This is a genomic window from Sulfitobacter guttiformis (genome assembly GCF_003610455.1).
GTDB classification, from domain to species: domain Bacteria; phylum Pseudomonadota; class Alphaproteobacteria; order Rhodobacterales; family Rhodobacteraceae; genus Sulfitobacter; species Sulfitobacter guttiformis.
On the sequence record NZ_RAQK01000001.1, the window covers coordinates 1,490,624 to 1,516,693 of the forward strand.

Sequence of the window (26,070 nt, forward strand, 5' to 3'; positions counted from 1 at the left end):
AACACGCAAACGAATAAAAGACAGCAGTACTGACCTATATCTCAATTTTTATATGCCGCAGCGCAGAAAGTCAGCGCTTCTAAACCTAAATTAGGTCCGAATTGTATCAATGTATTTAGTAGCTATTGATAAGAAACAATAATGCAGCAGATCCAACTACGATACGCCACCAACCAAAAAGAGCGTACCCATGCTTACTCACGTAGCCCAGCAGCCACTTCACGACCAAAACAGCAGATATGAACGCCATGATAAACCCGACAGCGATCTCACCGAGTGCCGCCACATCCAAAACATCGCGATTCTTGTAAAGGTCGTAGGCGAACGCCCCTGCCATTGTCGGCATTGACAAAAAGAAAGAAAACTCCGCGGCAGCGCGCTTACTGGCCCCGAGCATGAGCGCGCCGACGATCGTGGCCCCGGACCGCGATACGCCAGGCACCATCGCAAGGCACTGGATAAAACCAATCTTGACTGCCATTGAAATCGGCAACTTCATCGCGTCTTCATGCACTGGCGCAGGCGCAATTCGGTCGACGAAAACCAACACGACCCCACCCAGAATAAGCATCACCGCGATCAGTATCGGCGTCTCGAACAAAACTGTTTTAATGAATCCGTGCGCGAGGACGCCGATAAATGCGGCAGGTAAGAACGCCAACAACACCGACATTATAAACCGCCGCGCATGCGGATCATGAGGGGCGGCTGTAAAAACCGAAATCAACCGCGCTGAATATAACGTCAGGATTGCCAGCACAGCACCGAGCTGAATCACCACCTCAAATGTTTTACCCGATGAATCGAAACCCAGAAAATGCCCCGCCAGCAGAATATGACCGGTCGAGGACACAGGAATAAACTCTGTCAGACCCTCGATAAGCCCCAAAAATGCGGCAATCAGTGTGGTGTTTTCCATCAGCTCGAGCGCAGATTGCTTGCCGATTCCTTGATCGCGTCAAACTGACCTGAAGGACGAAACCGCCACAGATATTCAGGCAGTACCGACACCATAGCAACAGGCGTAATCCCTAAATCATCAAAGCCCATCGCAGTCTCGGCCACAACATTATCGCGGCGCAGATTTTTGACCTGATCGCGTGTAATCATCCCGTTCGATAGAAGCCCGAGGGTAACCTTTTCAAGCATATCAAATCCGAACGCCATCACCTTGGCTGCAAAGAATGGAATGTTTAGCACCAGCCTCCGGCGACGGATCACTTCCAGCATGAGTGCCATCAAATCACGGAAATTCATCGTAACCGGTCCGCCCAGCTCGTAGATTCCTTTTACATTGCCCACCACACCCATAACAGCGGCCTGCGCAACATCATCAACATACACCGGCTGAAAGCGCGTACTGGCCCCGACCACAGGCAGGACAGGCGACATGCGCGCCATACCGGCAAAGCGGTTGAAAAACGCATCCTCTGATCCGAAAACAATCGACGGCCGCAGGATCAAGGCATCAGGCTGGTGGCGCAAGACACCGGCCTCGCCTTCCGCTTTGGTCCTTGCGTAATCACTGTCACTGTCTAGATCGGCCCCGATCGCAGAGATATGCACCATACAGGTGATCCCTGCTTCCTGCGCCAGCCGCGCAATACGGGCCGGACCATCGGACTGCACTGCCTCAAAGCTGTTCTTGCCGCGCTCGGACAGCACACCAACGCAGTTGATTACGGCATCCGCACCGCTCATCACCGAAGCGACGGAGGCATCATCACGGATGTTGCACAATACAGGCTCGACCTGCCCAACAACACCGTAGGTTTTTACGAATATCGCTTCGTTGGGGCGCCGCACTGCAACACGCACCCGCCATCCCGCCTTTGCCATCCGCCGTGCAATATACCGCCCGACAAAGCCTGAACCGCCATAGATTGTAACCAGCTTAGACATTGTGCTTTCCCCAACAATTATCCGGTCTGAGTGTACCCGCCCGCAGCACTTCAAACAAGGCGCAATTACGGGGCAATCCTGCCCCTTCGAAAGAACTTAATTTTATCACGTTGAATCAGATTGACAGTTCCAGACAGGGGCCTTAGTCCACACTCACGTTGAGTGCCCAGATGGCGGAATGGTAGACGCGCTAGCTTCAGGTGCTAGTACTGGCAACGGTGTGGAGGTTCGAGTCCTCTTCTGGGCACCAAATTTTCTCTTGAAATTTGCGGTTAGTAGCCCCCGAAGACTTCGTTGTAATTCTTGGGTGTTTCATCGTCCTGCTTTGACACTTCCGGTCTCAGTGATTTTCAAATCTCGCTCTGTGGCTGCTTGGACCCTTCGGCCGCCCAAGCAAAATGAAACAGGAGAACTAAATCCCTGACGTGCCTTCCATTTGCAATCGCCCCGCGCGACGCATTGTGCGCGAGGCTGGGCAATCATGCATTGAGTTGTGACAACATGCTCATCCGGTCTGGCCCAACTCGAACAAAACAGATGCCCCTGTCCGGATCCCGTCGATAAACCGAACCACTTCGAGATTCTCATTCGGAGCGTGATTTGCTTCATCGGCATTTGCATAGGGCACGACGAAAGCAGGCTTGTTCAGGATTTTCGTCCAGACGTAATCAGGCAAGCTGCCGCCAACGGTGGGATAAAGCAACGGATCCACCCCTCGCGCCCGTTTTACAGCGCGAATGATCGTGCCTGCAAAAGGCGTATCCATCGGCGTTTTGGAGGGGAGCATACCGTTGTGGCGAACCACCTCGACCGTCGGCGCATGCTTGGCTACATGGGCCTCGATTCGCTCGAAAACATGGTCGGGGGTCAAAGGCTCTACCAGCCGTACATCACATTTTGCGATAGCGTGATTTGGTAGAACAGTCTTGCTGCCGGGGCCACCATACCCACCATGAAAGCCGTTTATCGTCAGGGTCGGATGAAACATCAACCGGTCCCAATACGGCCGGTCCTGCGGACCATCGAGCGCTTCGAGCCCTAGGTCGGCCATCACGGTTTCAAGATCAAGCGGTAGGCGCGATGCGGCATCTAGTTCCAGATTTGTTGCCGGAATGACAGGCTCGGTTATCCCCTCGACGGTGATGTTTCCGTCCGCGTCTTTCATCGTTGCCAGCAGATGCACCAGCGTCCAGACCGGATTTGGAACAATGCCGCCAAAGTTACCTGAATGCACGTCCCGCGACGCCCCCTTAGCCACCAGATCGAACGAGGCAACACCGCGTACGCCGAAGGTGATGACCGGCTGACCGCTTTCATGAAGCGGGCCGTCCGACGTGACAACAAGATCCGCCTGCAGCTCTTCCATGTGGGTACGGACGAAATCCGCAATCTGAGGGGATCCGATCTCCTCTTCGCCCTCCAAACAGAAGATAATGTTGCACGGCAGGGTCCCAGTGACTTCCAGATGTGCCTCAATCGCCAGAAGTTGCGCAAAATGCTGGCCCTTGTTGTCACCAATACCGCGCGCCCAGATGCGGCCATCCCGCACTTCGGGCTCAAACGGCGGGCTTACCCATGCCTCCAGCGGATCGGGCGGCTGCACGTCATAGTGACCGTACAGCAAAACGGTAGGCTTTGACGGATCTACAATACGGTGTCCCAATACAAACGGATGGCCCGGCGTTTCCACCAACCGCGCCTCGAACCCGAGCCTGTCCAGATGCTCCACCAGCATTGTCGCCACCTCCCTAATGCCGATGTTATGGGCGGAAATCGATGGATGCCGAACATAGTCCATGACGCGGTCGACATAGCTTTGCTCATTTTTGCTGATAAACTCGAAAATAGCGTCGATCTCGCTCATGATGTTATCCTTTTCAACAGCAAGGCCGCAGAGGGATGAACGGTTGCGCGCCATCCGGGTGGAATGATTGTTGTGGTGTCCAGTTGCGTTATGACCGCAGGTCCGTCCAGCGTTGATCCGGCAGGCAATGTTGCACGGTCATAAATTGGCGTCTCCACGTCACCGCTCTCCCAATGCACCATTTGCGATTGCATCGCCGCAGGTGCTTGGCCTGGCTCAAGGTCGGGCCGTGGAGAAGGAACAGTGCGCCCTGCCGCCTCGATTCGCAGCGTTACCAGCTCGACCTGCGTATCGAGAACAAAACCATAAAGCGCCTCGTGCGCCTGCTTGAATCGCGCCTCCGTCTGCTCCGGCGTATCTGCCCAATCCACTGCAATCTCACCGCCCTGCCCGTAAAACCGTAGCAGTGCGCGTGTCTGAATGTCGCGGCGCGCATCTGGGATGCCCTCTTGCTCCAGCCATACGGTTGCGTTCTGGACTAATTCACTCGCGATTTTGTCGCCCATTGCTTGATCAATAGGACCGGGCGTGGGCAGCGCTCGGCTAAACTCCGCCTTGAGATCGGCCGCAAGGAGGCCATCCGCACATAACAGCCCTGGCGCGGGCGGCACCATCACCTGCTTGATCCCCAGAAGTTCAGCCAGCGCAACACCGTGCAAGGGGCCAGCCCCGCCAAACGGCACCAGCGTGAAATCACGCGGATCATGACCGCGCTCGACAGATACGGTACGGACCGCCCCGACCATATTGTTGTTCATGATCGCAAGGATACCGCGAGCGGCGGCGTGCCTGCTAAGTTTCAAGGGGCCGGCCACATTGTCATCAACTACTCTAAGCGCAGCCTCCTGATCCAATGACATTTCTCCACCAAGCAGGCTCACCGGTAAATGCCCCAAAGCGACGTGGGCATCCGTAACAGTCGCCTGTGTTCCCCCATGACCGTAGGCTGCGGGCCCCGGCCGTGCACCGGCAGAATGTGGACCAACCGCCAATGTCTCATCTGCAACCTGCGCAATGGATCCACCACCCGCGCCAATGGTTACCATATCAACCATGGGCAGAGACAGCGGCCAGTTCCCCACTTTTCCTGATTGGGTCAGACCCACAACACCGTCACGGATAAGACAGATGTCAGCAGATGTACCGCCGATATCGACAGTGATGATATCCTTGATCCCGCAGGCACCAGCAACATCGCATGCGCCGACGACACCCGCAGCGGGTCCTGACAGCGCGGTAAGCGCGGGCGCCGTGCGAATCGCCGCTGTTCCAGCAACACCTCCGTTTGACTGCATCAGCAACAGCGGTGATGAAACCTTTGCCTCCGCCAACCGATTTTCCAACCGCTCCACATAGGTCGACACTCCGGGCATTACGCCCGCGTTAAGGACCGTTGCGAGACTGCGCTCGAACTCCCGCACAACGGGCAGGACATCGGTCGAACAGGTCACATCAACACCGGGCAAAGCGTCGCGAAGCAATTGGGTTACCCGCACCTCGTGGTCAGCATTCGCATAGGCATGAATCAGACAGATCGCGACAGCCTCCACGTTCTGTGCACGGATCGCCTCCGCTACCCGCGCAACACTTTCTTCGTCTAGAGGCTTCATCACGATGCCGCCGGTACCGATCCGCTCGTCGATCTCATGGATCCGTGCTGCCGGAACCGGGCGACGCGGCTTTACCCATGTGAACAGGTTTGCGTGCCGCGGAATATCCTGACGCCCGATTTCTAGAACGTGACGAAAGCCGCGTGTGGTCACTAGCGCGGTCTTGGCGCCCTTGTTTTCGAGGATCATGTTGGTGGCGACTGTTGTACCATGCAGCACCTGATCCAGAACAGATGCATCGATGCCCGCGTCGTTCAGCACCGCATTTACACCTGTCATAAAGGCCTGCGAAGGATCGGCCGGCGTCGAAGGGGTTTTTGCGCGCCACACCCGACCCGATGTGCGATCAAGCAGCGAAATATCCGTGAACGTGCCGCCGATATCAACAGCAACGGCATAGGACGGATCAAATATCATATCAGACGAGGGCATCAACATACTCCTGACGGTAAAAGCGGCCCGTTTCGGGGCGGTCGGCACGACATGTGCGGGTGGCTGCATCGTCGATTTCGTCTCCGATGATAACAACGCCATAAAGGTCACGGGCGGCATCCACCGTTACAAATCCGTCTAGCACATCTTCAAGGACACGCTCCGCCGGACGGTCGTAGGGGTGGCCATGACCGCCTCCGCCGCCCGTTTCGATCCGCAGGATGTCGCCTTTTTTGAGCATATTCCCGTCCGACAGCGGGTTGAGAACAACCTCGTCTGCTGTACCGGGATTCACGATTGCGACACCCGAGCGACCAGAGCGACCGCCGTCGATGCCCCAAGGGGGGTTTTGCACACCGTCGATGCGGATGGCGCACATTGTCGTCTCAGCAAGGATTTCATATTCGCGTATAATGCCACAACCGCCGCGATGCTTTCCCGCGCCACCTGAATCAGGCACAATCCCGTAGCCATGCATCGTGACGGGATACCCCGCCTCAAGAAACTCGACCGGGTAATTCTCCTGAGCAACAAAATAGACCGCGTCGATACCGTCTGCCGTAGCGCGTGCGCCATATCCGACGCCGATACCATCCGCCAACAGATAAGGCTCCAGATCCCCTGCCTTGTTGCGGAAATGACCGCGCATGATGTTGACTACATACGCTGAATTGGCAGCAGGTGCATCGCCACCACCGGTGTTGAGCAAGCCGCACATCGCAGAAATCATCCGCATCGCCGTCAATCCCCTAAGGCCAAGGGGTGCGGGATATTTCGGTTGCAGGAATGATCCCTCACGAAACAGCACCTCGTCCAATGCATTGGGACCGCCCGCGTTACAAACCTGCGAAGGATCGCCCCCTAGGTAGAAAAGACCAAGCGCCATGCCCGGTACACCCTTGTTCATCAAATAGTTGATCGGACCGGGGGCCTGATCGTCGCTCTCGCGGGCATCGAAGATGAACCGGTCTTCGCCGTTTTCAGCCTTCTCGCGGGTCAGCGCAAAGCGCATTTTGAACGGGCCATGGCCCTGACCGTCGCTATCGATCGCATCCGTGAATTTATGGGTCCCATAGGCAAACGTCTCCGCCAGCTTTGTCCGCACCAGACGGCGCGTCCGGCTCAACAACTGCTTTAGGGCATCGGCCATCATTGCAGGTCCGAAACGGTCAAGGATCTCACCCACGCGTTTCGTGCCCAGATCGACGGACGCCATCAGCGCGCGCATGTCGCCGATACTTTGCTCGGGGAACCGCGAATTGCGGTGAAAAATATCAAGGACTGCCTGATTGACCTTGCCCGCATCAATCATTTTAGTGACCGGGATCATAACCCCTTCCTGAAAGATATCCGTTGCATCAGGACTAATCGAGCCGGGGCGCAGACCACCGATGTCAGCAAAATGTGCCCAGCTCATCACAAATGCACATATCCGGCCTTCCCGAAACACCGGCGCCAGTAGCACCTGATCATTGGAATGCGAAATAGCACCATAAGAGCCGTAGCAATCATTGTACCAATAGACATCGCCAGGCTGCATGGTTTCTGCAGGATATTTCTCCAGCACCGGACGGGTCATATCACCGAAAATCGGCACCATTGATCCAACGGCCATCGTCCCGTCCCCATCAAAAAGCGCAGTATAAAAGTCCTTCTTTTCGCGGATAAATGCAGAGATGGCAGTGCGTTCTATCAACGCCTCCATTTCGGACTGCGCAGCAGCAATCGCGCCTCTGATTATTTCAAGCGAGACAGGATCGCAAACCTCGCCGCTCTGCGCCTTCATGGCAGATTGTTCATTCATTGCATGCTCCTTCATCACTCGTTCCAAGGGTTAGAACCACCTGACCAAGGGCACCGCCTTCGACCCTCTCATGGGCGCGGGCGATGTCGGACAGGGGAAATTTTGCGCCGATATGCGGCACAAGCGCGCCAGCTTCGGCAAGGGTGGCAAGGACTGCATTCGCTGAACTGCGCTGATCCTGCGTCAGGCGAAATCCCTGCACAAAACGGATCATAGCACCTAGATCGGCTAGCTTGTAATACGGCAAGATCGGCTCCGGATTAGATGAGCACGAATAGGAGGCGATCATCCCATGAGCGCGTAGACAAGCAATATCAGTGTCGAGATTTGCGGCCAGATCAACCTCAATGATACGGTTGGCACCCGCACCATTCGTCAGAGTACGCACACACGATGCCACGTCTTCGGTATGGCGGTTGATCACGGGGATGTCGGCCAGCGTGCGGACGTGGGCCGCGCCTGCATCTGATCCAACAACTGCGATCACATCTGCCCCACAAAAAAGGGCAATTTGAACCGCCATATGGCCAACAGCACCCGCCGCCCCCTGCACCAGCAGCGTCTTTCCGGCCACAGGACCATCCGCAAGCACCAAAAGCCACGCTGTCAGTCCAGGCACACCAAGGCATGCGCCTGCTGCGAAATCGAGGGTATCGGGCAGCCGCACCGCTTGGGCCGCAGGTAATGCAATGAGCTCTGCGGCTGTACCAAAAGCGCGGCCCGCCTCACCATAGCCGCCTTGCGCGTTCCACAGCCAGACCCGCTCACCGATGCGGCCATGGCTCACACCCTCGCCCACACTCACAATCACACCTGCGCCATCACAATGGGGAATTACCGAAGGATGCGCCATCTGCATCCCGTTCCATCCCGCGCGGCGCTTAACGTCGGCGGGGTTGATCCCGGACGCATGCACACGCACCAGTACCTCACCGGTATCGGGCACCGGATCAGGCAGATGAATCAACTCAAGCACCTCTGCCGCTGGGCCGGTAGCAGTATAATGTGCGGCGCGCATCAGGCGGTACCATCAAACAAGTGGCATGCCACGTCACGATTGCCGATCTTTTGCGGCAGAGGCACATCAGCGGCGCAGCGGTCAAACGCTTTTGGGCAACGGTCCCTGAACACACATCCCGAGGGTGGATTTCGCGGATCAGGAGCACCGCGACCGATGGGCAGCGGGTCATGGCTCTGGTCTGCTTTTGGCGTTGGAACAGCGGCAACCAATGCTTGCGTATAGGGATGCAATGGCTCGCGCACGATTTCTTCGGTCGGGCCATCCTCCATGATCCTGCCCAGATACATCACAATCGTCCGTTCACAAACATACCGCACCAGCGCCAGATCATGGCTTATATAAATCGCCGTCAGTCCCAGCTTGTCACGCACGTCTCGAAAGACATTGAGCACCCCCGCACGGACCGACACGTCCAGCATCGAAACAGGCTCGTCTGCGACGACAAAATCCGGCCCGAGGATCAAAGCGCGGGCCATAACAACCCGCTGCAATTGCCCACCTGAAAGCTGGTGCGGATAGCGGTCAAGATACTGCACGGGCTCTGCGAGCCGGACAAGTTCCAGTGCCTTGATAATGCGTTCGCGCCATTCCACTTTTGGAATACCGGCATTGCCCAGCGGTTCGGCCATCGTCTTTTCGATCGAATAGCGCGGATTTACCGCATCAAACGGATTCTGGAATATCATCTGGCTGCGCGAACGGAACCTGCGCAACTCTTCCCCTTTCAATTCGGAAATCTCAGCACCGTCAAAGCGAGCTGATCCACCTGTGACATCTTCCAGCTTTACGAGCAGGCGGCCCATAGATGTCTTTCCACACCCACTTTCGCCCAGCAATCCGACGCTTTCACCCTTGTAAAGCTTGAAGCTTATTCCGTCGACGGCCTTCACCACCGACGGGATGCCCAACATTGATGAGACTGCGGACCCGACCTTGTAATGAAGTTGCGCGTTTTCGACCTCGACAAGCGGCGTGTTCATACCAACTCCCCCCATGTTTGAGGTTGCGCCGCCTGTTCGCGCAATTGCGGGGCTTCATGTGCGCGGTGGCATGCCACCGAATGCCCCGGCGCAAGAATTTCCAATTGCGGGGAAACAGCCCGACAGTGATCGGTGGCAAAAGGGCATCGCGCAGCAAAGCGGCAGCCGGAGGGCGGACTGGCAAGGTCGGGTGGCGCACCACTGATCGGGGTCAAAGTGCCCGAGCCTGCGCTGGCAATATCGGGAAAGGCATTTTTAAGACCCATTGTGTACGGGTGCAGCGGCTCGGACAAAAGCGTTGCTGTATCGCAATCCTCAACCACTTCTCCGGCGTACATCACCACCGTCCGGTCGCAGATGTAGGCCACAACAGAAATATCGTGTGTGACCATTATAATTGAAATACCCAACTCGCGCTGAAGATCACGCATCTGGTCCAGAATCTGGCGCTGCACGATCACATCGAGCGCGGTCACAGGCTCGTCCGCCACGATGAGCTTGGGGTTCAGCGCAAGTGCGAGGGCTATCGCGACCCGCTGGCGCATGCCGCCTGAAAACTGGTGCGGAAAATCACGCAGCCTATTTGCCTCGATGCCGACCATCTCAAATAATTCAACAGCACGCGCACGAGCCTGCGCTCGGTTCATGCCACCTCTGCCGCGCAGTACCTCATTGAGCTGATATTCGACGCGGTATACGGGATCGAGTGAGTTCATCGCCGATTGCGGTACAAATGCGATATCACGCCAACGCAGCGCGTTCATCGCCTTTTCGGGCAGGCTAACGAGGTCCTGACCATCAAACATCATACTGCCGCCAGTGATTTTTGCATTGTCGGAAATGATACGCGTGAATGCCCGCGCCATCGTGGTTTTGCCGCACCCGCTTTCACCCACCAAACCCACGATTGAGCCCTTAGGCACATCGAACGTGGCACGCGATACGGCGACGATATCGACGCCCGGCACTGTGTAAGCGATGGAAAGGTCTTTAACGGAAAGGAGATTATCGCTCATATCAACGGCCCAACTTTGGAAATAGAAGGTTCTCGTAACCGCGCGAGATGAAGAACCCCGCGGAAACGACCAGAATGATCGCGATGCCCGGAGGGATGAACCAATGATATGCCTGACGGCTCAACGCCTGACTTGCGAAAGCATCCTGCAACATAAATCCCCAGCTAATGCTGTCAGGATCGCCGAAGCCCAGAAAGCTGATCGAGGCTTCAGTCAGGATTGCCCAGCCGATTGCGATAGATCCATATAGCAACGACAGGGGAATAATATTTGGTGCGATATGGCGGGTGATGATCTTAAAATCCGAGGAGCCGGAAACCCGCGCCGCCTCGACATATCCGCGCGATCGTAGCGTCAATACCTGAGAGCGGATGACCCGCGCCGTATCACGCCACAGCACCAGCGCCATCGCAATCACCGTATTCCAAATGGACGGTTCAAGGAATGCAGAGATTACAATAACAAACGGCAAGAACGGAATGCCGAACGCCACATCGGCAAGGCGCATCAAAACCGTATCGATCCATCCTCCGAAATATCCCGACATCAGCCCGACGATCGTACCGATAAAGGCGACCATGAAAGCAGCCGTTAAACCCACCAGCAGTGCGGACCGTGCGCCATAGACAATTTGGGAGAATATATCGCGTCCAAGGCTGGTAGTTCCCAGAATATGGCCCTCCTGCCCCGGCCTGAAATCTGAAGCGAGATCATAGTCAGCAGAATATAGAATTTCGGTGGGATCAAAGGGAGCAAGTACTGGCGCAAAAATCGCAGTCAGCACAAACACGGCATAGATCACCAAACCCGCGACAGCGAAATTATCGCCAACCGGCAATTTTATCGCTCCCAGTATCCGGCGGAACGGGCCACGTGACAGAGCAACCTCAGGCATGGGAAATCCTCGGATCAAGAAAGGTGTACAGAAGGTCGGCAATCAGGTTCATCAGGATCACTACGACCGCAATCATCAGAAAGGCCCCCTGTGCCAGCGGATAGTCCGAAGCAGATACGGCCGAGACAAGCTCGCGGCCGAGGCCGGGCCAGGAAAATACGCTCTCTACTACTACGTTCCCCTGCAACTGGTAGCCCACAGAGATCGCAAACGATGTCATCACTGGCAGAAGAGCGTTACGTGCGCCGTGTTTGATCACAATCGTATAAGGGGAGAGGCCTTTGACCTTTGCCATGGTGACGAAGTCCTCTTTCATCACATCTAGCATGTTCGAGCGCATCAGTAGCAGTGGCAACCCCTGCGAATAAATCGCGAGCGTGATCATCGGCAACGCCAGATGCGAGAGAAAATCGGCAGAAGTATATAGCGCCCAGAGGCTATCGTATTCTGTACCCGCCGAACGTGTCCCGCCCGCCGGAAATATCCCAAGCGAGAAGGAGAATACCGCCAACAAAACCATTCCAAGCCAGAACTCTGGCATAGCGCGTGTCGCAAGGACGATAGGCAGTGCCACTGCCTCGGCGCGACTTGCACGGCGCCAGGCAAGCCATGCACCAGCCAGAATACCAAAAATATACGCAATGATCAGTGATGAAAACGTGAGGATCAGTGTATTGGGCAACAACATCCAGATCCGCTCGGCGACCGGGGTCCGGTAGCGGAACGAATATCCCAACTCACCCTGCAGCAGATTACCCAGATACGTGAAATATTGGGACAAAAGAGATTTATCCAAACCGAACTGCCGGATGAGTTGCTCTTGCTGCTCGAGCGTGAAGGTAGGATCAATGTAGGCTGCTAGCGGGTTGCCAGGCATCAGCCGGAACATCAGAAACAGGATAGTTACGACTGCCCACAATACCAGAAGCAACTGAAACGTACGCGATAGAACGGGTTTGAGCGTGCTCATAAATACCTGCCGGCTGTTTTGGGTGAATGTTTGGGGGCAAGGAGCGGCAAACAGGCGCCGCTCCCGCTAGGTGTCGCCATTAGTCGGCGAGCGTTTCCTTCACGCCGTCAGGATAGGCCAGACGGTCACCATCAAGTGTGTAGCCTGCAGCATCCAGCATCGCCTTTGCGACATCGGGGCCGGCCTTGAAGTTATCGACGACAGATTTATCGTGCCAGTATTCAAGTGCGGGTGATACAACCGAATTTGATGCGACGGCAAAGCCTTTGAAGGCCGCGTTCACAATCAGACGACGGTCAACCGCCGCAGACAGGGCCGAGCGGAATGCCGGATCGCTGAAAGGCGCGCGACGGTTGTTGAACGCAATATACCGGAACCCGATATCGACCGTTGCGACGACTTCGAGATCGCCGTCAGCGGCAGAAGCATCCAGCAAAACCTGAGGATCACCCGGGAAATCGGTCAAAAAGTTGATTTCACCAGAACGCAACATACCGAGTGAAGCTTCGGCATTTGGTACGAAACGCAGGATCCACCGCTCCGCTTTCGGGGCTTCGAAATGGCCTGTGTTGGCGCTCAGAACAATCTCTTCATTGGTGATCCAACGATCAAATTTGTAAGGTCCCGATCCGATCGGCATCGCCTCCTGATAGCTTTCGGCATTTTCTTCCTTGGTTGCCAGATCTGCGAGGATCGGTTCCCAAACATGCTTTGGGATAAGGTTGATCTTGGCAAGGCTGGAGATAATGAAAGACGCAGACGGGTTGGCAAGGCTAAAGACAACTACATTGTCCCCCTCGATCTCAATATTGCTGATGCCGCTGCCAAAGGGAGCATACATCGGGGCCTCGCCACCGACCGTTGTCTCAAACGAGAACTTTACGTCCTCGGCCGTTACCGGCACACCATCGTGCCACATCATGTCATCGCGCATGGTAACTGCGATGGTCGTGTCGTCACGCCATTCATATGTTGTTGCAGCCCATTCCTTTGGCAGGCCATCCGGTCCCACACGGAAAAGGCGGTCATACAAAAGTTCTGTAATCCAGCTGTCGGTTACACCGGAGATATAAAGCGGATTTACCGCAATCACATTGTCGCCAGAGTTTACGATAATGTCTTTCTGGTCCGTCAGCGGCGCCAGCGAAAGCCATGTCCAGGTATTGCGAATACCGATCCCGGACTGGTTTACTGTGGTCGCGGCATCCCAAATGGTCTTGTCAAAGGCAAAAGCCTGTTCGGGATGAACGAGCATCATATTTGGCTGGTCTTTGGCCAGAATGGTCTGCGCCTCGCGGACGAGCGCCTGTCGTGCTTCAGGGTCAATTGTAACACGTTGCTTTTCAACAACAGCGTCATATTCGGGGTTCGAATACCCGATGAAATTATATCCGGATTCCGCAGTCGACGAATGGAACAGGTTGAAGATAATCTCGTCCGGGTCAGACCGTTCAGGCCGCCCTGTCATCTGCCATGCGGTCATGTCCCAGTCGTCGCGATTGTACCAGACTTCTGACGACATCTGCTCCCAAGGCATAACGTCGACCTCTACATCGAGCCCCAATTTGCGCCACTCTTGCGCAATCAGTTGTACTGCCTGAAATTCTGCCGGTTGTGCGGCCTGCGGACGCGATAGCAAATGGATCGTCCGGATCTGGTCCTGCGCCCATGTGGGACCGGCAAGCATCGCCATACTCATCAGCGATGTTGATGCCAGCTTGAATAAGGTGTTCACAATATCTCTCCTGTTGTCATTGACCACACGGGTCAGTTCAGCATGCAAGTGGCCTGGATTGAGGCAAACCGACTTGCGGTCGAGCTCCAATTCCCTACATTAGTGCGCCGGGCCATCCGGCGGTATTACTGGTATTGACGTACCGCTCAACCTGTTTTACTGAGTGAGACAGAACGAAATTACTTTATTCAGTAAAACACGGTTGCTGAAAAAAACAATACTCTTTTTTGGAGCAGGCATGGTAAAAGATGCAAATCAACCCGCAGTTGCGCGCAAATCGTATAAAATTGAGGCAGTTGGCAGGGCACTGAATGTCCTTGAAGAGCTGGCTGAAAAACCAGGTCTTGGCGTGACCGCACTCGCAAACGAAATGGGCCTGACAAAGTCAATCGTATTCAGGCTTTTGCAAACCCTTGAAGAATCCGGATATGTACACCGCGATCCTGAGCGGGCGACTTTCACCTTGGGGTACCGTGTCGCACTGCTGGGGGAGCGGGTAGGACGCGATGGCGCACTGCTTCACGTCGCGCCGCCAATTATGGACGAATTACGCGATCAAACTGGCGAAAACGTTAACCTTGTGATTCGAGAGGGAAGTTATGCACTGGCTCTCGCCACGCGTGAAGGCCTACATGCCATACGCATTTTCGCACAAAAAGGACGAAAAGGCCCATTACATGCTGGCGGTGCATCCATGCTACTACTGGCCTACGCCGAGCCTGCCATTCTCGAAAGGGTACTAGGATCCGAGTTAAAGAGCTACACCAATCATACAATTACCGACCCCGAACAGTTGAGCAAAGTCCTCCATCGGATCCGTGCGAACGGATATAATGTTGCCCTCAATGATCTGGACGATGGCGCGTTTTCCATTGCAGCGCCAATCTTCAATGCCTCCGGTGAGGTTGTCGCGGGCCTGTCGATTGCTGGCGCAACCGTCCGCCTCGATGAACCACAGCGAGAGGCATACATCGAGGCAGTACAGGAAGCTGCACAAAAAATATCAGCAAAACTGACCTTGGGCTGATAAACTGTATTTCGAAACGAGGCCATGCAAGCTCACGCTTGCCCGACTCATATCGCTCTGCTAGCGTTTTACTAAATGCAACACCGTTTCACTTAGTAAAACACAGGAGCTAGTATGAACCAGATGGAAAAAGACCTGCTTGACCAGGTTACGATCGATGCGCCTTGGTCATTGGTGGAGAGCTTTGCAACCTTCAAGCGCGAGCACCCCGATGATGTAAATCGCGGTATGGACGAGGTGGTCGACACCCTCCGAAGCCACGGTGTGGAGGTTAAAGTCCACGAACCTGATCTATATCTCAGCTTGCCCGGACAGGCGCGGGTCGAGGCGGGCGGCACGACCTTCCGTGCAAAACCTCCAGCGTATTCGACCTCCCACCCCGATGGGTTAACCGGTGAACTGGTTTACATCCCAGGCACGACCAATATGGACGAGGAAGATGCCTTCGAGAGCCAGCTGGAAGCCTCAACAGAGATGATGGAAAAGGTCCACGGCAAGATCGTGCTGACCGAAGGGTTTGCCAGCCCGGCAATTATCTCCCTGATGGGAACATGCGGCGCAATCGGCGTCATAGCGATCAATCCGGGCGTAGATGTCCACTGGGGCATCTGCACAACAATCTGGGGAACGCCTGGCACCGATGACCTACCGAACAAACCTGTGATCCCTGCTGCAGCCGTCAATTTCGAGAGCGGGCAAGCACTTCGGGAGATCGCTCAGTCAGGCGGCAAAGCGACTATTTTCACACAAATGGAGGAAGGCTGGTTCTCGTCAAAGCTGCCCGAAATCACAATTCCCGGCACTCACGAGCCTGAGAAGTACGTTCTGCTGCACGGTCACCTCGACAGCTGGGATGTCGGCGTGGGAGATAATGCCACGGGTGATGCGTCAATGCTCGAAATCGCGCGCGTTTTATGGGCAAACAAAGACAAGTTGCGGCGTACCGTCAAGATTGCTTGGTGGCCTGGTCACTCCACCGGTCGCTATGCTGGATCCACTTGGTATTCAGACAATTTTGCGCTGGATCTAGATGCAAACTGTGTTGCTCAGGTAAATTGTGACAGTCCGGGCTGTCGCTGGGCCACAGAATTTCTGAATGTCTCGGTGATGTCGGAAAACCATGACTACCTTGCACAGGTAATCAAAGACGTATGCGGTAAGGAGCTTCATTCAGAACGCCCCCACCGGGCGGGTGACTATTCGTTCAACAACATCGGCCTGTCCGGATACCTTATGCTGTCTTCGGCAATGACAGATGCCCACCGCGAGGAACTGGGATATTATGCAGTTGGCGGATGTGGCATGAACATCGCATGGCATACAGAAAACGACACTCTGGAAATCGCTGACAAGGACATCTTGCTGCGCGACATCAAGGTTTACCTGCTCGCCGTGTTCCGCAATGCAAACGCCGCGGTTCTGCCGCAGGACTGGCGTGCTACAGCCCGGGAGTTTCAGCAGACGTTGGCTGATTACCAGACAGAGGCCGGCGATGCATTTGACCTATCAGCAGCCCGCGCCGCAAGCGATAGCCTGCTCGCCAAACTCTCTGCCTTCTATGACGGCGTCGCGGCAGGCACCGTTTCCGAAGCCAAGGCCAATGTTGTCATTCAGGATCTGGCGCGCATCCTGGTCCCGCTCAACTTCAACCGCTCGGACCGTTTCAGGCATGACCCTGCGTTGACCATCCCCCCCCTCCCCGCAATCGAGCAGGCAGGCAAAATCGCCGCTATGCCCGCCGATCTGCAAGGGTTCGGACGCACCCAGTTGGTCCGGGGGCAGAACCATGTGATCGCGGGCATGCGCGCCGCCGAAACATTGATCGCAAGAGTGACAGGACTTTAAAAAGATCTTGCAGGACGCAATCCACTCTCGGATTTGCGTCCTGCTCGACATCACCACTGCTCACGTCGAACCTAAACTCCTTCGCAAAGGCGTACGCGGTCCACAACCGCTCAGCCGATGATGGCGCAATCCGGACCAAAGCCCTATATGTGTTGCTGAACACCAATACGGACTTCTGTGATGCATCCTACCCCGTACCAGCAAACAAAAGCCGCGCTTCTTGCGCTGGGCGGACAACGTGTTTGGTCGCTCATGGTCACGCTGTTCGGAGATCTGGCACAGGCTGAAGGCAGTATGATTGACGGGCCGGTTCTCTCCGCCATCATGGCCGAAATGGACGTCCGGCCAGAGGCTGTTCGCGTGGCCCTCCACCGCCTCCGCAACGATGGCTGGATCGCCTCGGAAAAACATGGGCGGACAGGGCGGCATGCGCTGACTTCCACCAGTCGCAAAGAAACAACACTTGCAAGCGCACGGATTTATGCGGATCCATTGCCCCCCAATGGAGAGTGGACGCTTGCCCTGAGCGAGGACGTAGGTGACGAGGTCGGGATGGCACAGCACGGATTCATGCCGCTTTTGCCACGTGTTTATTTGGGGACAGGACCCGCACCGAAAAATACGCTGGCGCTTCGAGGAGGCGCCGTCCCCAACTGGCTGCGCGGCGAGGTTGCGCCACTCATGCTGGAGCCGGAATATGCAGCACTCCTGCCTGCCCTCCAACAGGTTCACGACGTTTTAGAGGAAAGCACCCTTACACCCCTACAAACCGCAGTGCTTAGATGTTTGCTGGTGCACAACTGGAGGCGGATAGTGCTCCGCCATGTTGCCCTGCCGCGCGACTTGCTACCCGATGCATGGTCAGGTCACGCTTGTCACACACTGGTCGACACTTTGCTAAAGCGGTTTCCCCGCCCGGCTATTGACACGATCTTACCTGCCTGAATACGCCCCACTTCCCCCAATAACTCTCTGCCTGTATAGAGCAAGATATGACAAACACATTATACCTCAATGACCTTCCAGACACGCTCGACCTTGGTCCAGTGATTGCAATCGATTGCGAGACGATGGGCCTGCATCCACACAGGGACCGGTTGTGTCTGGTCCAACTGTCGTCAGGGGACGGCAACGCGCATCTGGTTCAGATCATGAAGGGCCAGACGGAGGCTCCGAACCTGTGCCGCCTGCTCGCCGATCCACAAGTGCTCAAACTTTTCCACTTTGGTCGCTTCGACATAGCAGCGATGCTCAATGCGTTCGGCGTGCTCACCGCGCCCGTTTACTGCACAAAAATTGCCAGCCGCCTGATCCGTACCTACACGGACCGCCACGGGTTGGCCAAACTTCTTCAGGAACTCCTGAGCGTTGATATCTCCAAACAGCAACAGTCGAGCGACTGGGGCGCGCCGAAACTCACCAAAGCCCAGATCGACTATGCAGCGTCTGACGTGCTTCATCTGCATAAATTACGCGATGCTCTCAATGTTATGTTGCTGCGCGAAGGGCGGATGGAGATGGCGCAGGCTTGCTATGACTTCCTGCCTATGCGTGCGAAACTCGATCTTGACGGTTGGCCCGACACCGACATTTTCGCACACGCATGAAAGCGCCACAGCCATGATAGCACAGGACAGATACTCGCGGATGGTTTCGCTGCTTAAGGTGGCTTTCCCACTGGCCGCACTGGCGCTTCTTTCTACACTGTTCCTGCTTGCCCGCGCCATGGAGACGGATACAGCAATCCCTTTTGCCGATATCGAAGTCCAGGAGCGGCTACGGGACCAGCAGATCACCGGCCCTTTTTTCTCCGGCACGACGCAAACTGGTGATCAGATGTCATTCTCCGCAACCAAATTAATCACGCTGGACGGAACGGTCGGCACAAACCGCGCCGAGGATGTTCTGGCACGGTTGCAAACCGCTCAGGGCGCTACATTCCGGCTTTTGGCCGACACAGCCGAACTTGATATTGCGGAGAACAGCGCCGTTTTGAATGGTGACGTCTCGATGACAAGCTCGACCGGCTATAGGATCGATACCGCGCAGATCACCTCGCTGATCTCGACTCTTGATGTTACGGCCCCGCATCAGGTCGACGCAAACGGCCCGCTAGGGAAGTTTACCGCAGGAAATATGCGGATATTTACGCCATCTGAAGGTGACAACACGCAAATGCTTTTCAGCGGCGGCGTGAAACTGGTATACACCCCCAACAAATCAGGAAAGTAGTGTCAATTATGGGCCTTCGTATATTGCTGACGGCGCTTTTTGCGGCGCTTCTTTCAACTTCGGTCATGGCGCAAGGCGCAAGTGTCGCTTTTGGCACAATCGCGCAGGATACCAGCCTGCCTGTCGAAGTGAGCTCGGACGAGCTTTCGGTAGACCAGCAAACCGGAACCGCAATCTTTACCGGTAATGTAGTAATTGGTCAGGGCGAAATGCGGCTGTCAGCCGCCCGCGTTATGGTCGTCTACCGCGCCTCCAATGACGGGATCGCTAAAATGGAAGCAACAGGTGGCGTAACATTGGTTTCTGGCAAAGATGCCGCAGAATCGGAGCGCGCAGACTACAGCATTGACGACGGCACAATCGTTATGAGCGGTAAGGTCCTGCTTGCTCAGGGAGCGAGTGCATTAAGTGCCGACACTATGACGATCCGCCTGCGCGATGGAACCGCTCGGATGTCCGGCAACGTCCGCTCGCGCTTGCAAACAAGTGGTAATAATTGATGTCCGCCCCGGACCTTACTGTAGCTGAAGGAAGCGCTGGTCTGCGCATTTCCCACCTGCGGAAATCCTACCGCAAAAAGATCGTGATCCGCGACTTCTCGATGGAGCTGATGCGCGGTGAAGTGGTGGCATTGCTGGGGCCAAACGGCTCCGGGAAGACGACTACATTCTATTCGGTTGCGGGTCTTGTGACCCCTGAAGGCGGCACCGTCACAATCGACGGCAAGGATGTTACCACGTTGCCCATGTATCGCCGCGCCCAGCTTGGCATCGGATATCTGCCTCAAGAGATGAGCATTTTTCGCGGCCTCTCGGTTCAGGAAAATATCATGGCCGTCCTCGACATCGTCGAGCGTGACCGCCGCAAAAAGCTGATGCGACTAGATGAACTCCTCAGCGAATTTTCAATCGAACACCTACGCCGCGCGCCCGCCTTGGCCCTATCGGGCGGAGAACGTCGGCGTGTCGAGATTGCGCGCTGTCTGGCCGCGAACCCTAAATACCTTTTGCTCGACGAACCGTTTGCCGGCGTCGATCCGATTTCAGTCGGCGATATCCGCCACCTTGTTGCGGATCTGAAAAAACGTGGCATTGGCGTGCTGATCACCGACCATAATGTCCGTGAAACTCTCGAAATTGTGGACCGCGCATATATCCTTCACGAAGGGCGCGTCCTGATGTCTGGAACGCCTGACGAAGTCGTCAGCAACGGCGATGTGCGGCGGGTCTATCTTGGCGATAATTTTAAGATATCTTGAGCTACTTCCCGCGGAGTTGAAGCGGTTTTCCATCTTAAATGATTGACTCCTAAACGGTTCTCGCCGTCTAATCAGGTATGGCGATATTGCTGTGCCCATATTGTAAGGCCGCGTCACCTTCGGGTGGGACGGAACATTTCAGTCCTGTGCCAGCCGCCATTTCCCCGCATCCGTCCCCGTAATGCGCTGCCCATGCTTGGGCATTTCATCAGGGCCGGATACCATACTTGAAGGAGACATTATGCGGTACCAAATCAGCGGAAAACAAATCGACATCGGCGAAGCACTACAAACGCACGTCAAAACAGAGCTGGATGTAGCGGTCCAGAAATACGCTGAACGACCTACGGACGCATTGGTGATTTTCTCCAAATCCGCGCATGAATTTATTTGTGAGGCAACTGTGCACCTGTCCACCGGCCTCACCGCATCCGCAAAAGCCCACGCAACCGAGATTTACGCAGCTTTTGATGCATGCAGCGAAAAAATGGAGAAGCAGCTGCGGCGATACAAGCGCCGGTTGAAAGACCATCACCGCGAACGTGCGACACCTGTTGAACTTTTGGGCGCTTCCTCGTATATCATCGAGTCTGAGATCGACACCGGAGGAGAAGAGCCGGAAACACTTGCACCCATGATTATCGCTGAAATGCAGACAAAGATCGCAACATTGTCTGTTGGCGAAGCGGTCATGCAAATGGAGCTGTCAGGTGCACCGGTACTGGTGTTCAAAAAAGAGGGCAAAGCAGGGGTCAATGTAGTATACCGCCGGGATGACGGAAACATCGGCTGGATTGACCCTGCATAGAGACTGAGCTAAAGCGCGCGCTCAGGCGCGTGCTTACAGGGAAATGAAGACATATGAACTTCGCAAAACTACTCGCGCCTCAGGCCGTTAAGGTTCTGTCATCTACCACCAGTAAAAAGCGTCTTTTGACGGAGCTGGGCGATCTGGCCGAAACGATCCACGGACTGGAAGCAGCCAAAGTTGTCGAAGCATTGCTTGCCCGCGAAGCGCTGGGGCCCACAGGTGTGGGCCGCGGCGTGGCCCTTCCCCATGCTCGCATTGACGGCATTGAAGAAGTCACAGGCCTGTTTGTATTGCTGGAAAAGCCTGTTGATTTCGGCTCGGTTGACCGCCAGCCTGTGGACATCACATTTGCGCTGTTTGCTCCGGTCAACGCGGGCGTTGAACACCTGAAGGCGCTTGCGCTTGTATCCCGCACTTTGCGTGATGTTGGCATCTGTTCAAAACTGCGTGCCAATCCGCAGGCAAGCACTCTTTATACAATCCTGACCGAAGCCGAAGTGGTAAAAGCAGCTTAAGCGCCCTAGCGCCAACTGCCAAACCCGAACATCATATAATCGCGCTGGTATACGTCAGCGCAGAGCGCCTCAATCTCTTCATCATAGATCTCTTCGAGTGAGTGCGCGCCATGCAGAGCCGCAGGCTCCACACGCGGCGTATTTTCATACCCCACACTCGCAGCGAGCGCCGACAGTTCGCTAGCAAGCGTCTCTTCGCGCATGATCACGTCAGGCAGCGTAAATTCGCCAAAGCCTTGTACCGCTTGAGCTTGTGTGGCCCACGCCGGGTCAACCCGAACCGCCGTTTGCCCCGCAAGGTTTCCCTTTAGGAAATTCAAAAAAGCCATAAATGCGGTACGGTGGGTTGCCGCATCAATGCTATTCTCTTGTCCTTCTTCAGGTAGGGGTAGTTTGTAACGGCGCACAAGCGTGCGACGCAACTGAAGATACCCGCCCTTACCAGAGTTAAGAATGCGCTGACAAAATACATCATGTGCACGCAATAGCGGATGCCGAAGTATCGCGAAACTCCGATGCCCCGTATTCTGTCGTTTCCACTGGCGCAGGTCTTTCTGCACCATCTTCATGCCCAGCGCGTTCTGTTTCTCACCGTCGAGGGCCGCCAGCCAACGGCGCACTTCTTGCTGGGGACCGCCTGCAATCGGCATGAACAATAACGGCGCTTTGATTCCTGTTACATAACCGGGGATATTCGCACCCCGCCGCGGCTCAAAATTCGGGGTTCGTGTCAGGTCGAACTTGTCGAGCCTGCCCAGCGCCTGTTCCATTGCAGCGTAATTACTAACCTTCTGCGATAGAGGGCTTGGATTTTGCTTCTTGAGGCTATCGTCCAGCGCCTCCAGCATCTCTGCCACGCCCAAATAGCTGGCAATCCCGTTCATTACATCGACGCTCTGAAGATCTTCATACGCTACATAAAAAGCCGTCTGCCCGCTGGTTTGGAGACGGTTCATGAGCAGCAACTGAAACGATTGAAGCGCCTCAAGATGGATCTCGAACTCGCCTGCGTCGAATTCCACCTGAGCTGTCTTCTGCGCTTTCAAATCTGTCAGCTTCCACTGGCCCGTGGCCTGAGCGATTTTCCAGCTGATATAACTCTCTACCGGATTTCGCGTCAGGATGATTTTGGCCACTGCCGGATCATCAAGAACAAGGTCAAGAACACGGGGGTCATGGTCATGGAAGTACCTGAAACCGCCCATCGCTGACGGATCATGTTTGATCTGGCGTAGAAGGGTCACGGGATCTGCATCACGTGCCTCCTGATCTACACCCAAAATACTGGTAGTGTTAGGATAGCCTATAAAATGAGGATTAAACGCCTCTCCATGGCATCTGATACCAGTGAACGCGTTCAAATTTGCCTCGAGAAAATTCGAGCCTGTGCGCATCTCTGCAAAAACAACAAAGCTGTTAAAACGTGCGGTCATCTATTTCACCAAATATGGTTTGCGCGGGACTTGAGTGTTGGATGTCGGGCCTCGCTCAACTGGGAAATCGCCCATTAAATACGGGTGCATCCCCTGATTTTTAAGGTTTTGCAGGAATTGGCCGAAGCCATGCAAATCTACCATTTTGGGCGCCTCTGAGAGGCGCCGGATACGTGCATATCCGATCTCGTCCAGAATACCCTGCAGGGGTTCCATCGGGGCCTCGATAAACTCTGCCATAGTCCAGATCCGTACCCGCGCCTTTGTGTAGGGCGAGCGCAGGACATCCATATGCTCGCTTTCAATCTTTTGCAGGGTCGCAGCAATGCGCCGGATATCGGCAAAGTCCATATTCGATCTGAACAGTGGAACCGACCACGCACCGGTGATCACCGAAATCTGCGCATTGGGGTCTTTTGCGATGCGCCATATTACATCCTGATTGTCCTGCGGCCCAAACTGGAAACACTGGCGCTCGCCGCGTGTGTTCCAGATAAGATTAGTCAGGAACGCCTTCGCGTTATAATCGCGCTGCGCTGCATTATCACTCAGCGCGCCGTTGAGCGTTGTTTGCCCCTCAGCAAAATGAACCCGCTCCGGCGCAAAAATATGGCCATGTACACGCGCGCCCGTAGCATTGTGAAGCCACGTTTCAAAATTCTCAAACAGCTCGGAAAACCCCTGAAACATCGAGAATTCTGCTGCTGTCACACCATTCTCCCAATCCTCGTTGGGAAAGCGGCTTTGCATATACAGGCCCGAACGCCCCCGTGTCCGCCGCTCGACCGCTTTCGCAAAGATGCGGTCGATTTTGCCGGGATTGGGCTCTGTCCGCTTCATCGCCCCGTCGGCGTCCGTCAAAAATGCCTCGTACAAGCGGTCAGCATATGGCCAGATCTTGCGCGCCACAAAACAATCTGACCGGCGTAAGAGTTGCAGATGATCATCATAGAAAATATGCGGCTTGCCCTGAAAGTCGAACTTAGACAGCGTCAGCGACCGGCTCTCTACATTGGTGGAGTAAAGCCGCGCAAGCGTCTGGAAGTAGCTCTCATCGGGGATCCAGACATGACGGAAATATCTGTCATAAGTCGCACGCTCGGGATCTTGCAGGATTGCGGACAAAGTTTGCCTAGTCAGACACCACCATTGCGACCCCATATGCGGCACCAAGCCATGAGGCATGCGCCGCTTGATACCCAGCCGCCGCTGTAAATTCACAGCCGTATCAAACAGAAACCGGTTTTTCTTCCAAGAGAAGGGAAACCGCATGGTAAACCGCTCCTCATCGAGACCACCCACCGTCCAAGGCACATCTGCTGTCGTCGCGCTTTCGATAAAATCGGTACGCGGGCGGTTTGACAGGTATTCGATCAACTCATGTACCGGCCGCAGCGGCAAACATGAGCCAGAAGCAAGGTACACATGCCGCACGTCTGAAAAACTCGCCAGCAACAGCTCGGACGTGGCCTGCGATGCTGCAACAATTCCCCACGTTCCCCACTCACAGCGGAAGCGTTTGCTGAACAGCACGTTAGGAACATCGCCGAGGGCAGCTACAAAGTTATTATATTTCTCGGTAGGGACTTTGCGGTCCACGTGAATCACGACGGGTACATTTCCGGCCGCCCAGTGACGGGCAACCTTCTCCGCACGGCCCAGCGCCGTATGCACAAGCATGGCCACACCCAGCGAGGCAGTCATGCCCAGTTTCCCTTGGACATTAGACCCAGTATTTCTAGCTGACGCCAGTTTATGTATTTCTCGCTCCACTTGCACCACAGCTGCGGGTTATCCTCGACCCGTGATGCATACGCTTTGTATTCGACCGATCCTGCATAATGCTGCTCGCGCAGTAATTCCTCCGCGGCCTTGGCGCCAAAGGTATCAATAAACTTGGCATGCAGCAAAACACCGCTCGCCTTTTCGCCTCCCCACTCGTCGTATACCTGATTGAGGCCCCTTGGCAGCAGCATATGAGTTGAGCTGACATAGACGTATTTGCGGTCCCATTTGACCAACGGCACCTTATTCAAGGCTGGCGCCTTTTCCGGCTCCTCCGCAAAAAACACACGCGCGCGCGGCCCGCCCTGTATCCACAGGTTCGCGAAGGCCGAATTGCGTGCCATCGTATAGTTCCCGCTGTCAAACCATGAAGCGATTGCAATTGGATCTTCACCAGAGTGGTAGGGCTGCGAATCAAGTCGGCCTTTAGGGTACATATCCAACAGCATTGCGGAAAACGATTTGATCGAAGAGGCATCAAGCCAGTCCGTCAGTGCCCGCAGGGGGCGTGTGTCGCAAAATGGATAAACCAGAAACTCGTCCGGATCGAGGGTCAGCGTCCAATGACCATGCGCATACTTACGCTGGAGCCAGTTCAACCAATCAACCCCGAACCTCGAGCGGCGATAGCTTGCGGTTGTATGCCACAACGAAACATCGGGTTGGCTCCGCAGATATTCCATCGCGCCATCGTCACTGTCATTGTCCACGAAAAAGAAATGATTCACGCCTTGCTTGCGGTAGTAATCAAGGAAGTAGGCTAAACGGATTTTCTCGTTTCGCTGGGTGCAAAACAACAGAATATCGGCAGGCCGAATTTGATCGGTCCGGTCCACAACGCATTTTAACTCGCGCCGCTTTCTAAATGCTCTTATGCGCCAGCGCTTTCGCTGGAGCCTAAGGCGATATGATCGGATCGCACCCAAACACTTCCC

Annotated in this window: 23 protein-coding genes and 1 tRNA gene; 10 read left to right on the forward strand and 14 right to left on the reverse strand. The window is 55.2% G+C overall.

What is annotated here, in order from left to right; translation table 11 throughout:
• Positions 1 to 115: 115 nt before the first annotated feature.
• Complete coding sequence (locus tag C8N30_RS07410; protein WP_025063870.1) at positions 116 to 922, reverse strand: undecaprenyl-diphosphate phosphatase; 807 nt, start codon at positions 920 to 922, stop codon at positions 116 to 118.
• Complete coding sequence (locus tag C8N30_RS07415) at positions 919 to 1,902, reverse strand: complex I NDUFA9 subunit family protein (protein ID WP_025063871.1); 984 nt, start codon at positions 1,900 to 1,902, stop codon at positions 919 to 921. Before C8N30_RS07415 ends, C8N30_RS07410 begins: the two co-directional genes overlap by 4 nt.
• A gap of 164 nt (positions 1,903 to 2,066) precedes the next feature.
• On the opposite strand from C8N30_RS07415, the gene C8N30_RS07420 reads away from it, so the two are divergent.
• Positions 2,067 to 2,152, forward strand: a tRNA-Leu gene (locus tag C8N30_RS07420).
• Positions 2,153 to 2,407: 255 nt separating this feature from the next.
• Here C8N30_RS07420 and C8N30_RS07425 read toward each other — a convergent pair.
• From C8N30_RS07425 to C8N30_RS07465, 9 genes are all read right to left on the reverse strand, one after another.
• Complete coding sequence (locus C8N30_RS07425) at positions 2,408 to 3,766, reverse strand: M20/M25/M40 family metallo-hydrolase (protein ID WP_037968023.1); 1,359 nt, start codon at positions 3,764 to 3,766, stop codon at positions 2,408 to 2,410.
• On the reverse strand, positions 3,763 to 5,808 hold the full coding sequence (locus tag C8N30_RS07430) for a hydantoinase/oxoprolinase family protein (protein ID WP_025063873.1): 2,046 nt from the start codon (positions 5,806 to 5,808) through the stop codon (positions 3,763 to 3,765). Before C8N30_RS07430 ends, C8N30_RS07425 begins: the two co-directional genes overlap by 4 nt.
• A complete protein-coding gene (locus tag C8N30_RS07435; protein WP_025063874.1) occupies positions 5,795 to 7,612 on the reverse strand; it encodes a hydantoinase B/oxoprolinase family protein in 1,818 nt (605 codons plus the stop codon). Before C8N30_RS07435 ends, C8N30_RS07430 begins: the two co-directional genes overlap by 14 nt.
• On the reverse strand, positions 7,605 to 8,630 hold the full coding sequence (locus tag C8N30_RS07440; protein WP_025063875.1) for an NADPH:quinone reductase: 1,026 nt from the start codon (positions 8,628 to 8,630) through the stop codon (positions 7,605 to 7,607). Before C8N30_RS07440 ends, C8N30_RS07435 begins: the two co-directional genes overlap by 8 nt.
• Positions 8,630 to 9,613: an ABC transporter ATP-binding protein gene (locus tag C8N30_RS07445; RefSeq protein ID WP_051567242.1), complete on the reverse strand. Its 984-nt coding sequence runs from the start codon at positions 9,611 to 9,613 to the stop codon at positions 8,630 to 8,632. The genes C8N30_RS07440 and C8N30_RS07445 overlap by 1 nt, the downstream gene beginning before the upstream one ends.
• On the reverse strand, positions 9,610 to 10,629 hold the full coding sequence (locus C8N30_RS07450; protein WP_025063877.1) for an ABC transporter ATP-binding protein: 1,020 nt from the start codon (positions 10,627 to 10,629) through the stop codon (positions 9,610 to 9,612). Before C8N30_RS07450 ends, C8N30_RS07445 begins: the two co-directional genes overlap by 4 nt.
• A 1-nt stretch (position 10,630) precedes the next feature.
• Positions 10,631 to 11,524, reverse strand: a complete 894-nt coding sequence (locus tag C8N30_RS07455; RefSeq protein WP_025063878.1) for an ABC transporter permease — start codon at positions 11,522 to 11,524, stop codon at positions 10,631 to 10,633.
• A complete protein-coding gene (locus C8N30_RS07460) occupies positions 11,517 to 12,494 on the reverse strand; it encodes an ABC transporter permease (RefSeq protein ID WP_025063879.1) in 978 nt (325 codons plus the stop codon). Before C8N30_RS07460 ends, C8N30_RS07455 begins: the two co-directional genes overlap by 8 nt.
• Before the next feature lie 79 nt (positions 12,495 to 12,573).
• Positions 12,574 to 14,229 carry an ABC transporter substrate-binding protein gene (locus C8N30_RS07465; RefSeq protein WP_025063880.1) on the reverse strand — a complete coding sequence of 552 codons (1,656 nt, stop codon included), beginning with the start codon at positions 14,227 to 14,229 and terminating at the stop codon, positions 12,574 to 12,576.
• A 238-nt stretch (positions 14,230 to 14,467) separates the two neighbouring features.
• On the opposite strand from C8N30_RS07465, the gene C8N30_RS07470 reads away from it, so the two are divergent.
• The 9 genes from C8N30_RS07470 (at position 14,468) to C8N30_RS07510 (ending at position 21,917) form a co-directional block, all read left to right on the forward strand.
• Complete coding sequence (locus tag C8N30_RS07470) at positions 14,468 to 15,256, forward strand: IclR family transcriptional regulator (RefSeq protein ID WP_025063881.1); 789 nt, start codon at positions 14,468 to 14,470, stop codon at positions 15,254 to 15,256.
• Between the two features lie 114 nt (positions 15,257 to 15,370).
• Complete coding sequence (locus tag C8N30_RS07475) at positions 15,371 to 17,101, forward strand: M28 family peptidase (RefSeq protein WP_025063882.1); 1,731 nt, start codon at positions 15,371 to 15,373, stop codon at positions 17,099 to 17,101.
• Between the two features lie 180 nt (positions 17,102 to 17,281).
• Positions 17,282 to 18,046: a PaaX family transcriptional regulator C-terminal domain-containing protein gene (locus C8N30_RS07480; protein ID WP_025063883.1), complete on the forward strand. Its 765-nt coding sequence runs from the start codon at positions 17,282 to 17,284 to the stop codon at positions 18,044 to 18,046.
• Between the two features lie 47 nt (positions 18,047 to 18,093).
• A complete protein-coding gene (locus tag C8N30_RS07485; RefSeq protein WP_025063884.1) occupies positions 18,094 to 18,708 on the forward strand; it encodes a ribonuclease D in 615 nt (204 codons plus the stop codon).
• Positions 18,709 to 18,748: 40 nt separating this feature from the next.
• On the forward strand, positions 18,749 to 19,333 hold the full coding sequence (gene lptC / locus C8N30_RS07490) for an LPS export ABC transporter periplasmic protein LptC (protein ID WP_232222847.1): 585 nt from the start codon (positions 18,749 to 18,751) through the stop codon (positions 19,331 to 19,333).
• An 8-nt stretch (positions 19,334 to 19,341) separates the two neighbouring features.
• The gene (locus tag C8N30_RS07495; protein ID WP_025063886.1) at positions 19,342 to 19,833 is read left to right on the forward strand and encodes an LptA/OstA family protein; all 492 of its coding nucleotides are present in this window, start codon (positions 19,342 to 19,344) and stop codon (positions 19,831 to 19,833) included.
• Positions 19,833 to 20,591, forward strand: coding sequence for an LPS export ABC transporter ATP-binding protein (gene lptB / locus C8N30_RS07500; protein WP_025063887.1), 759 nt, complete (start codon positions 19,833 to 19,835; stop codon positions 20,589 to 20,591). Before C8N30_RS07495 ends, lptB begins: the two co-directional genes overlap by 1 nt.
• A 241-nt stretch (positions 20,592 to 20,832) precedes the next feature.
• Complete coding sequence (hpf, locus tag C8N30_RS07505) at positions 20,833 to 21,399, forward strand: ribosome hibernation-promoting factor, HPF/YfiA family (RefSeq protein ID WP_025063888.1); 567 nt, start codon at positions 20,833 to 20,835, stop codon at positions 21,397 to 21,399.
• A 53-nt stretch (positions 21,400 to 21,452) separates the two neighbouring features.
• Entirely contained in the window at positions 21,453 to 21,917 is a 465-nt protein-coding gene (locus C8N30_RS07510; RefSeq protein WP_025063889.1) for a PTS sugar transporter subunit IIA, read from the forward strand.
• Between the two features lie 5 nt (positions 21,918 to 21,922).
• Here C8N30_RS07510 and C8N30_RS07515 read toward each other — a convergent pair whose 3' ends face one another.
• The 3 genes from C8N30_RS07515 to C8N30_RS07525 are packed head-to-tail and all read right to left on the reverse strand — an operon-like array spanning position 21,923 to position 26,061.
• Entirely contained in the window at positions 21,923 to 23,350 is a 1,428-nt protein-coding gene (locus tag C8N30_RS07515; RefSeq protein WP_025063890.1) for a sulfotransferase family 2 domain-containing protein, read from the reverse strand.
• The gene (locus C8N30_RS07520; protein ID WP_037968025.1) at positions 23,351 to 25,054 is read right to left on the reverse strand and encodes a DUF5927 domain-containing protein; all 1,704 of its coding nucleotides are present in this window, start codon (positions 25,052 to 25,054) and stop codon (positions 23,351 to 23,353) included. It abuts the gene before it with no gap.
• Complete coding sequence (locus C8N30_RS07525; RefSeq protein WP_025063892.1) at positions 25,051 to 26,061, reverse strand: glycosyltransferase family 2 protein; 1,011 nt, start codon at positions 26,059 to 26,061, stop codon at positions 25,051 to 25,053. Before C8N30_RS07525 ends, C8N30_RS07520 begins: the two co-directional genes overlap by 4 nt.
• Positions 26,062 to 26,070 lie beyond the last annotated feature (9 nt).

What these genes read in the sequence shown, in the direction of transcription:
- C8N30_RS07415 (WP_025063871.1), bottom strand. Translation starts at nt 1,902, where the DNA reads ATGTCTAAGCTGGTTACAATCTATGGCGGTTCAGGCTTTGTCGGGCGG.
- C8N30_RS07425 (WP_037968023.1), bottom strand. Translation starts at nt 3,766, where the DNA reads ATGAGCGAGATCGACGCTATTTTCGAGTTTATCAGCAAAAATGAGCAA.
- C8N30_RS07430 (WP_025063873.1), bottom strand. Translation starts at nt 5,808, where the DNA reads ATGCCCTCGTCTGATATGATATTTGATCCGTCCTATGCCGTTGCTGTT.
- C8N30_RS07435 (WP_025063874.1), bottom strand. Translation starts at nt 7,612, where the DNA reads ATGAATGAACAATCTGCCATGAAGGCGCAGAGCGGCGAGGTTTGCGAT.
- C8N30_RS07440 (WP_025063875.1), bottom strand. Translation starts at nt 8,630, where the DNA reads ATGCGCGCCGCACATTATACTGCTACCGGCCCAGCGGCAGAGGTGCTT.
- C8N30_RS07445 (WP_051567242.1), bottom strand. Translation starts at nt 9,613, where the DNA reads ATGAACACGCCGCTTGTCGAGGTCGAAAACGCGCAACTTCATTACAAG.
- C8N30_RS07450 (WP_025063877.1), bottom strand. Translation starts at nt 10,629, where the DNA reads ATGAGCGATAATCTCCTTTCCGTTAAAGACCTTTCCATCGCTTACACA.
- C8N30_RS07455 (WP_025063878.1), bottom strand. Translation starts at nt 11,524, where the DNA reads ATGCCTGAGGTTGCTCTGTCACGTGGCCCGTTCCGCCGGATACTGGGA.
- C8N30_RS07460 (WP_025063879.1), bottom strand. Translation starts at nt 12,494, where the DNA reads ATGAGCACGCTCAAACCCGTTCTATCGCGTACGTTTCAGTTGCTTCTG.
- C8N30_RS07470 (WP_025063881.1), top strand. Translation starts at nt 14,468, where the DNA reads ATGGTAAAAGATGCAAATCAACCCGCAGTTGCGCGCAAATCGTATAAA.
- C8N30_RS07475 (WP_025063882.1), top strand. Translation starts at nt 15,371, where the DNA reads ATGAACCAGATGGAAAAAGACCTGCTTGACCAGGTTACGATCGATGCG.
- C8N30_RS07480 (WP_025063883.1), top strand. Translation starts at nt 17,282, where the DNA reads ATGCATCCTACCCCGTACCAGCAAACAAAAGCCGCGCTTCTTGCGCTG.
- C8N30_RS07485 (WP_025063884.1), top strand. Translation starts at nt 18,094, where the DNA reads ATGACAAACACATTATACCTCAATGACCTTCCAGACACGCTCGACCTT.
- lptC (WP_232222847.1), top strand. Translation starts at nt 18,749, where the DNA reads ATGGTTTCGCTGCTTAAGGTGGCTTTCCCACTGGCCGCACTGGCGCTT.
- C8N30_RS07495 (WP_025063886.1), top strand. Translation starts at nt 19,342, where the DNA reads ATGGGCCTTCGTATATTGCTGACGGCGCTTTTTGCGGCGCTTCTTTCA.
- lptB (WP_025063887.1), top strand. Translation starts at nt 19,833, where the DNA reads ATGTCCGCCCCGGACCTTACTGTAGCTGAAGGAAGCGCTGGTCTGCGC.
- hpf (WP_025063888.1), top strand. Translation starts at nt 20,833, where the DNA reads ATGCGGTACCAAATCAGCGGAAAACAAATCGACATCGGCGAAGCACTA.
- C8N30_RS07510 (WP_025063889.1), top strand. Translation starts at nt 21,453, where the DNA reads ATGAACTTCGCAAAACTACTCGCGCCTCAGGCCGTTAAGGTTCTGTCA.
- C8N30_RS07515 (WP_025063890.1), bottom strand. Translation starts at nt 23,350, where the DNA reads ATGACCGCACGTTTTAACAGCTTTGTTGTTTTTGCAGAGATGCGCACA.
- C8N30_RS07520 (WP_037968025.1), bottom strand. Translation starts at nt 25,054, where the DNA reads ATGACTGCCTCGCTGGGTGTGGCCATGCTTGTGCATACGGCGCTGGGC.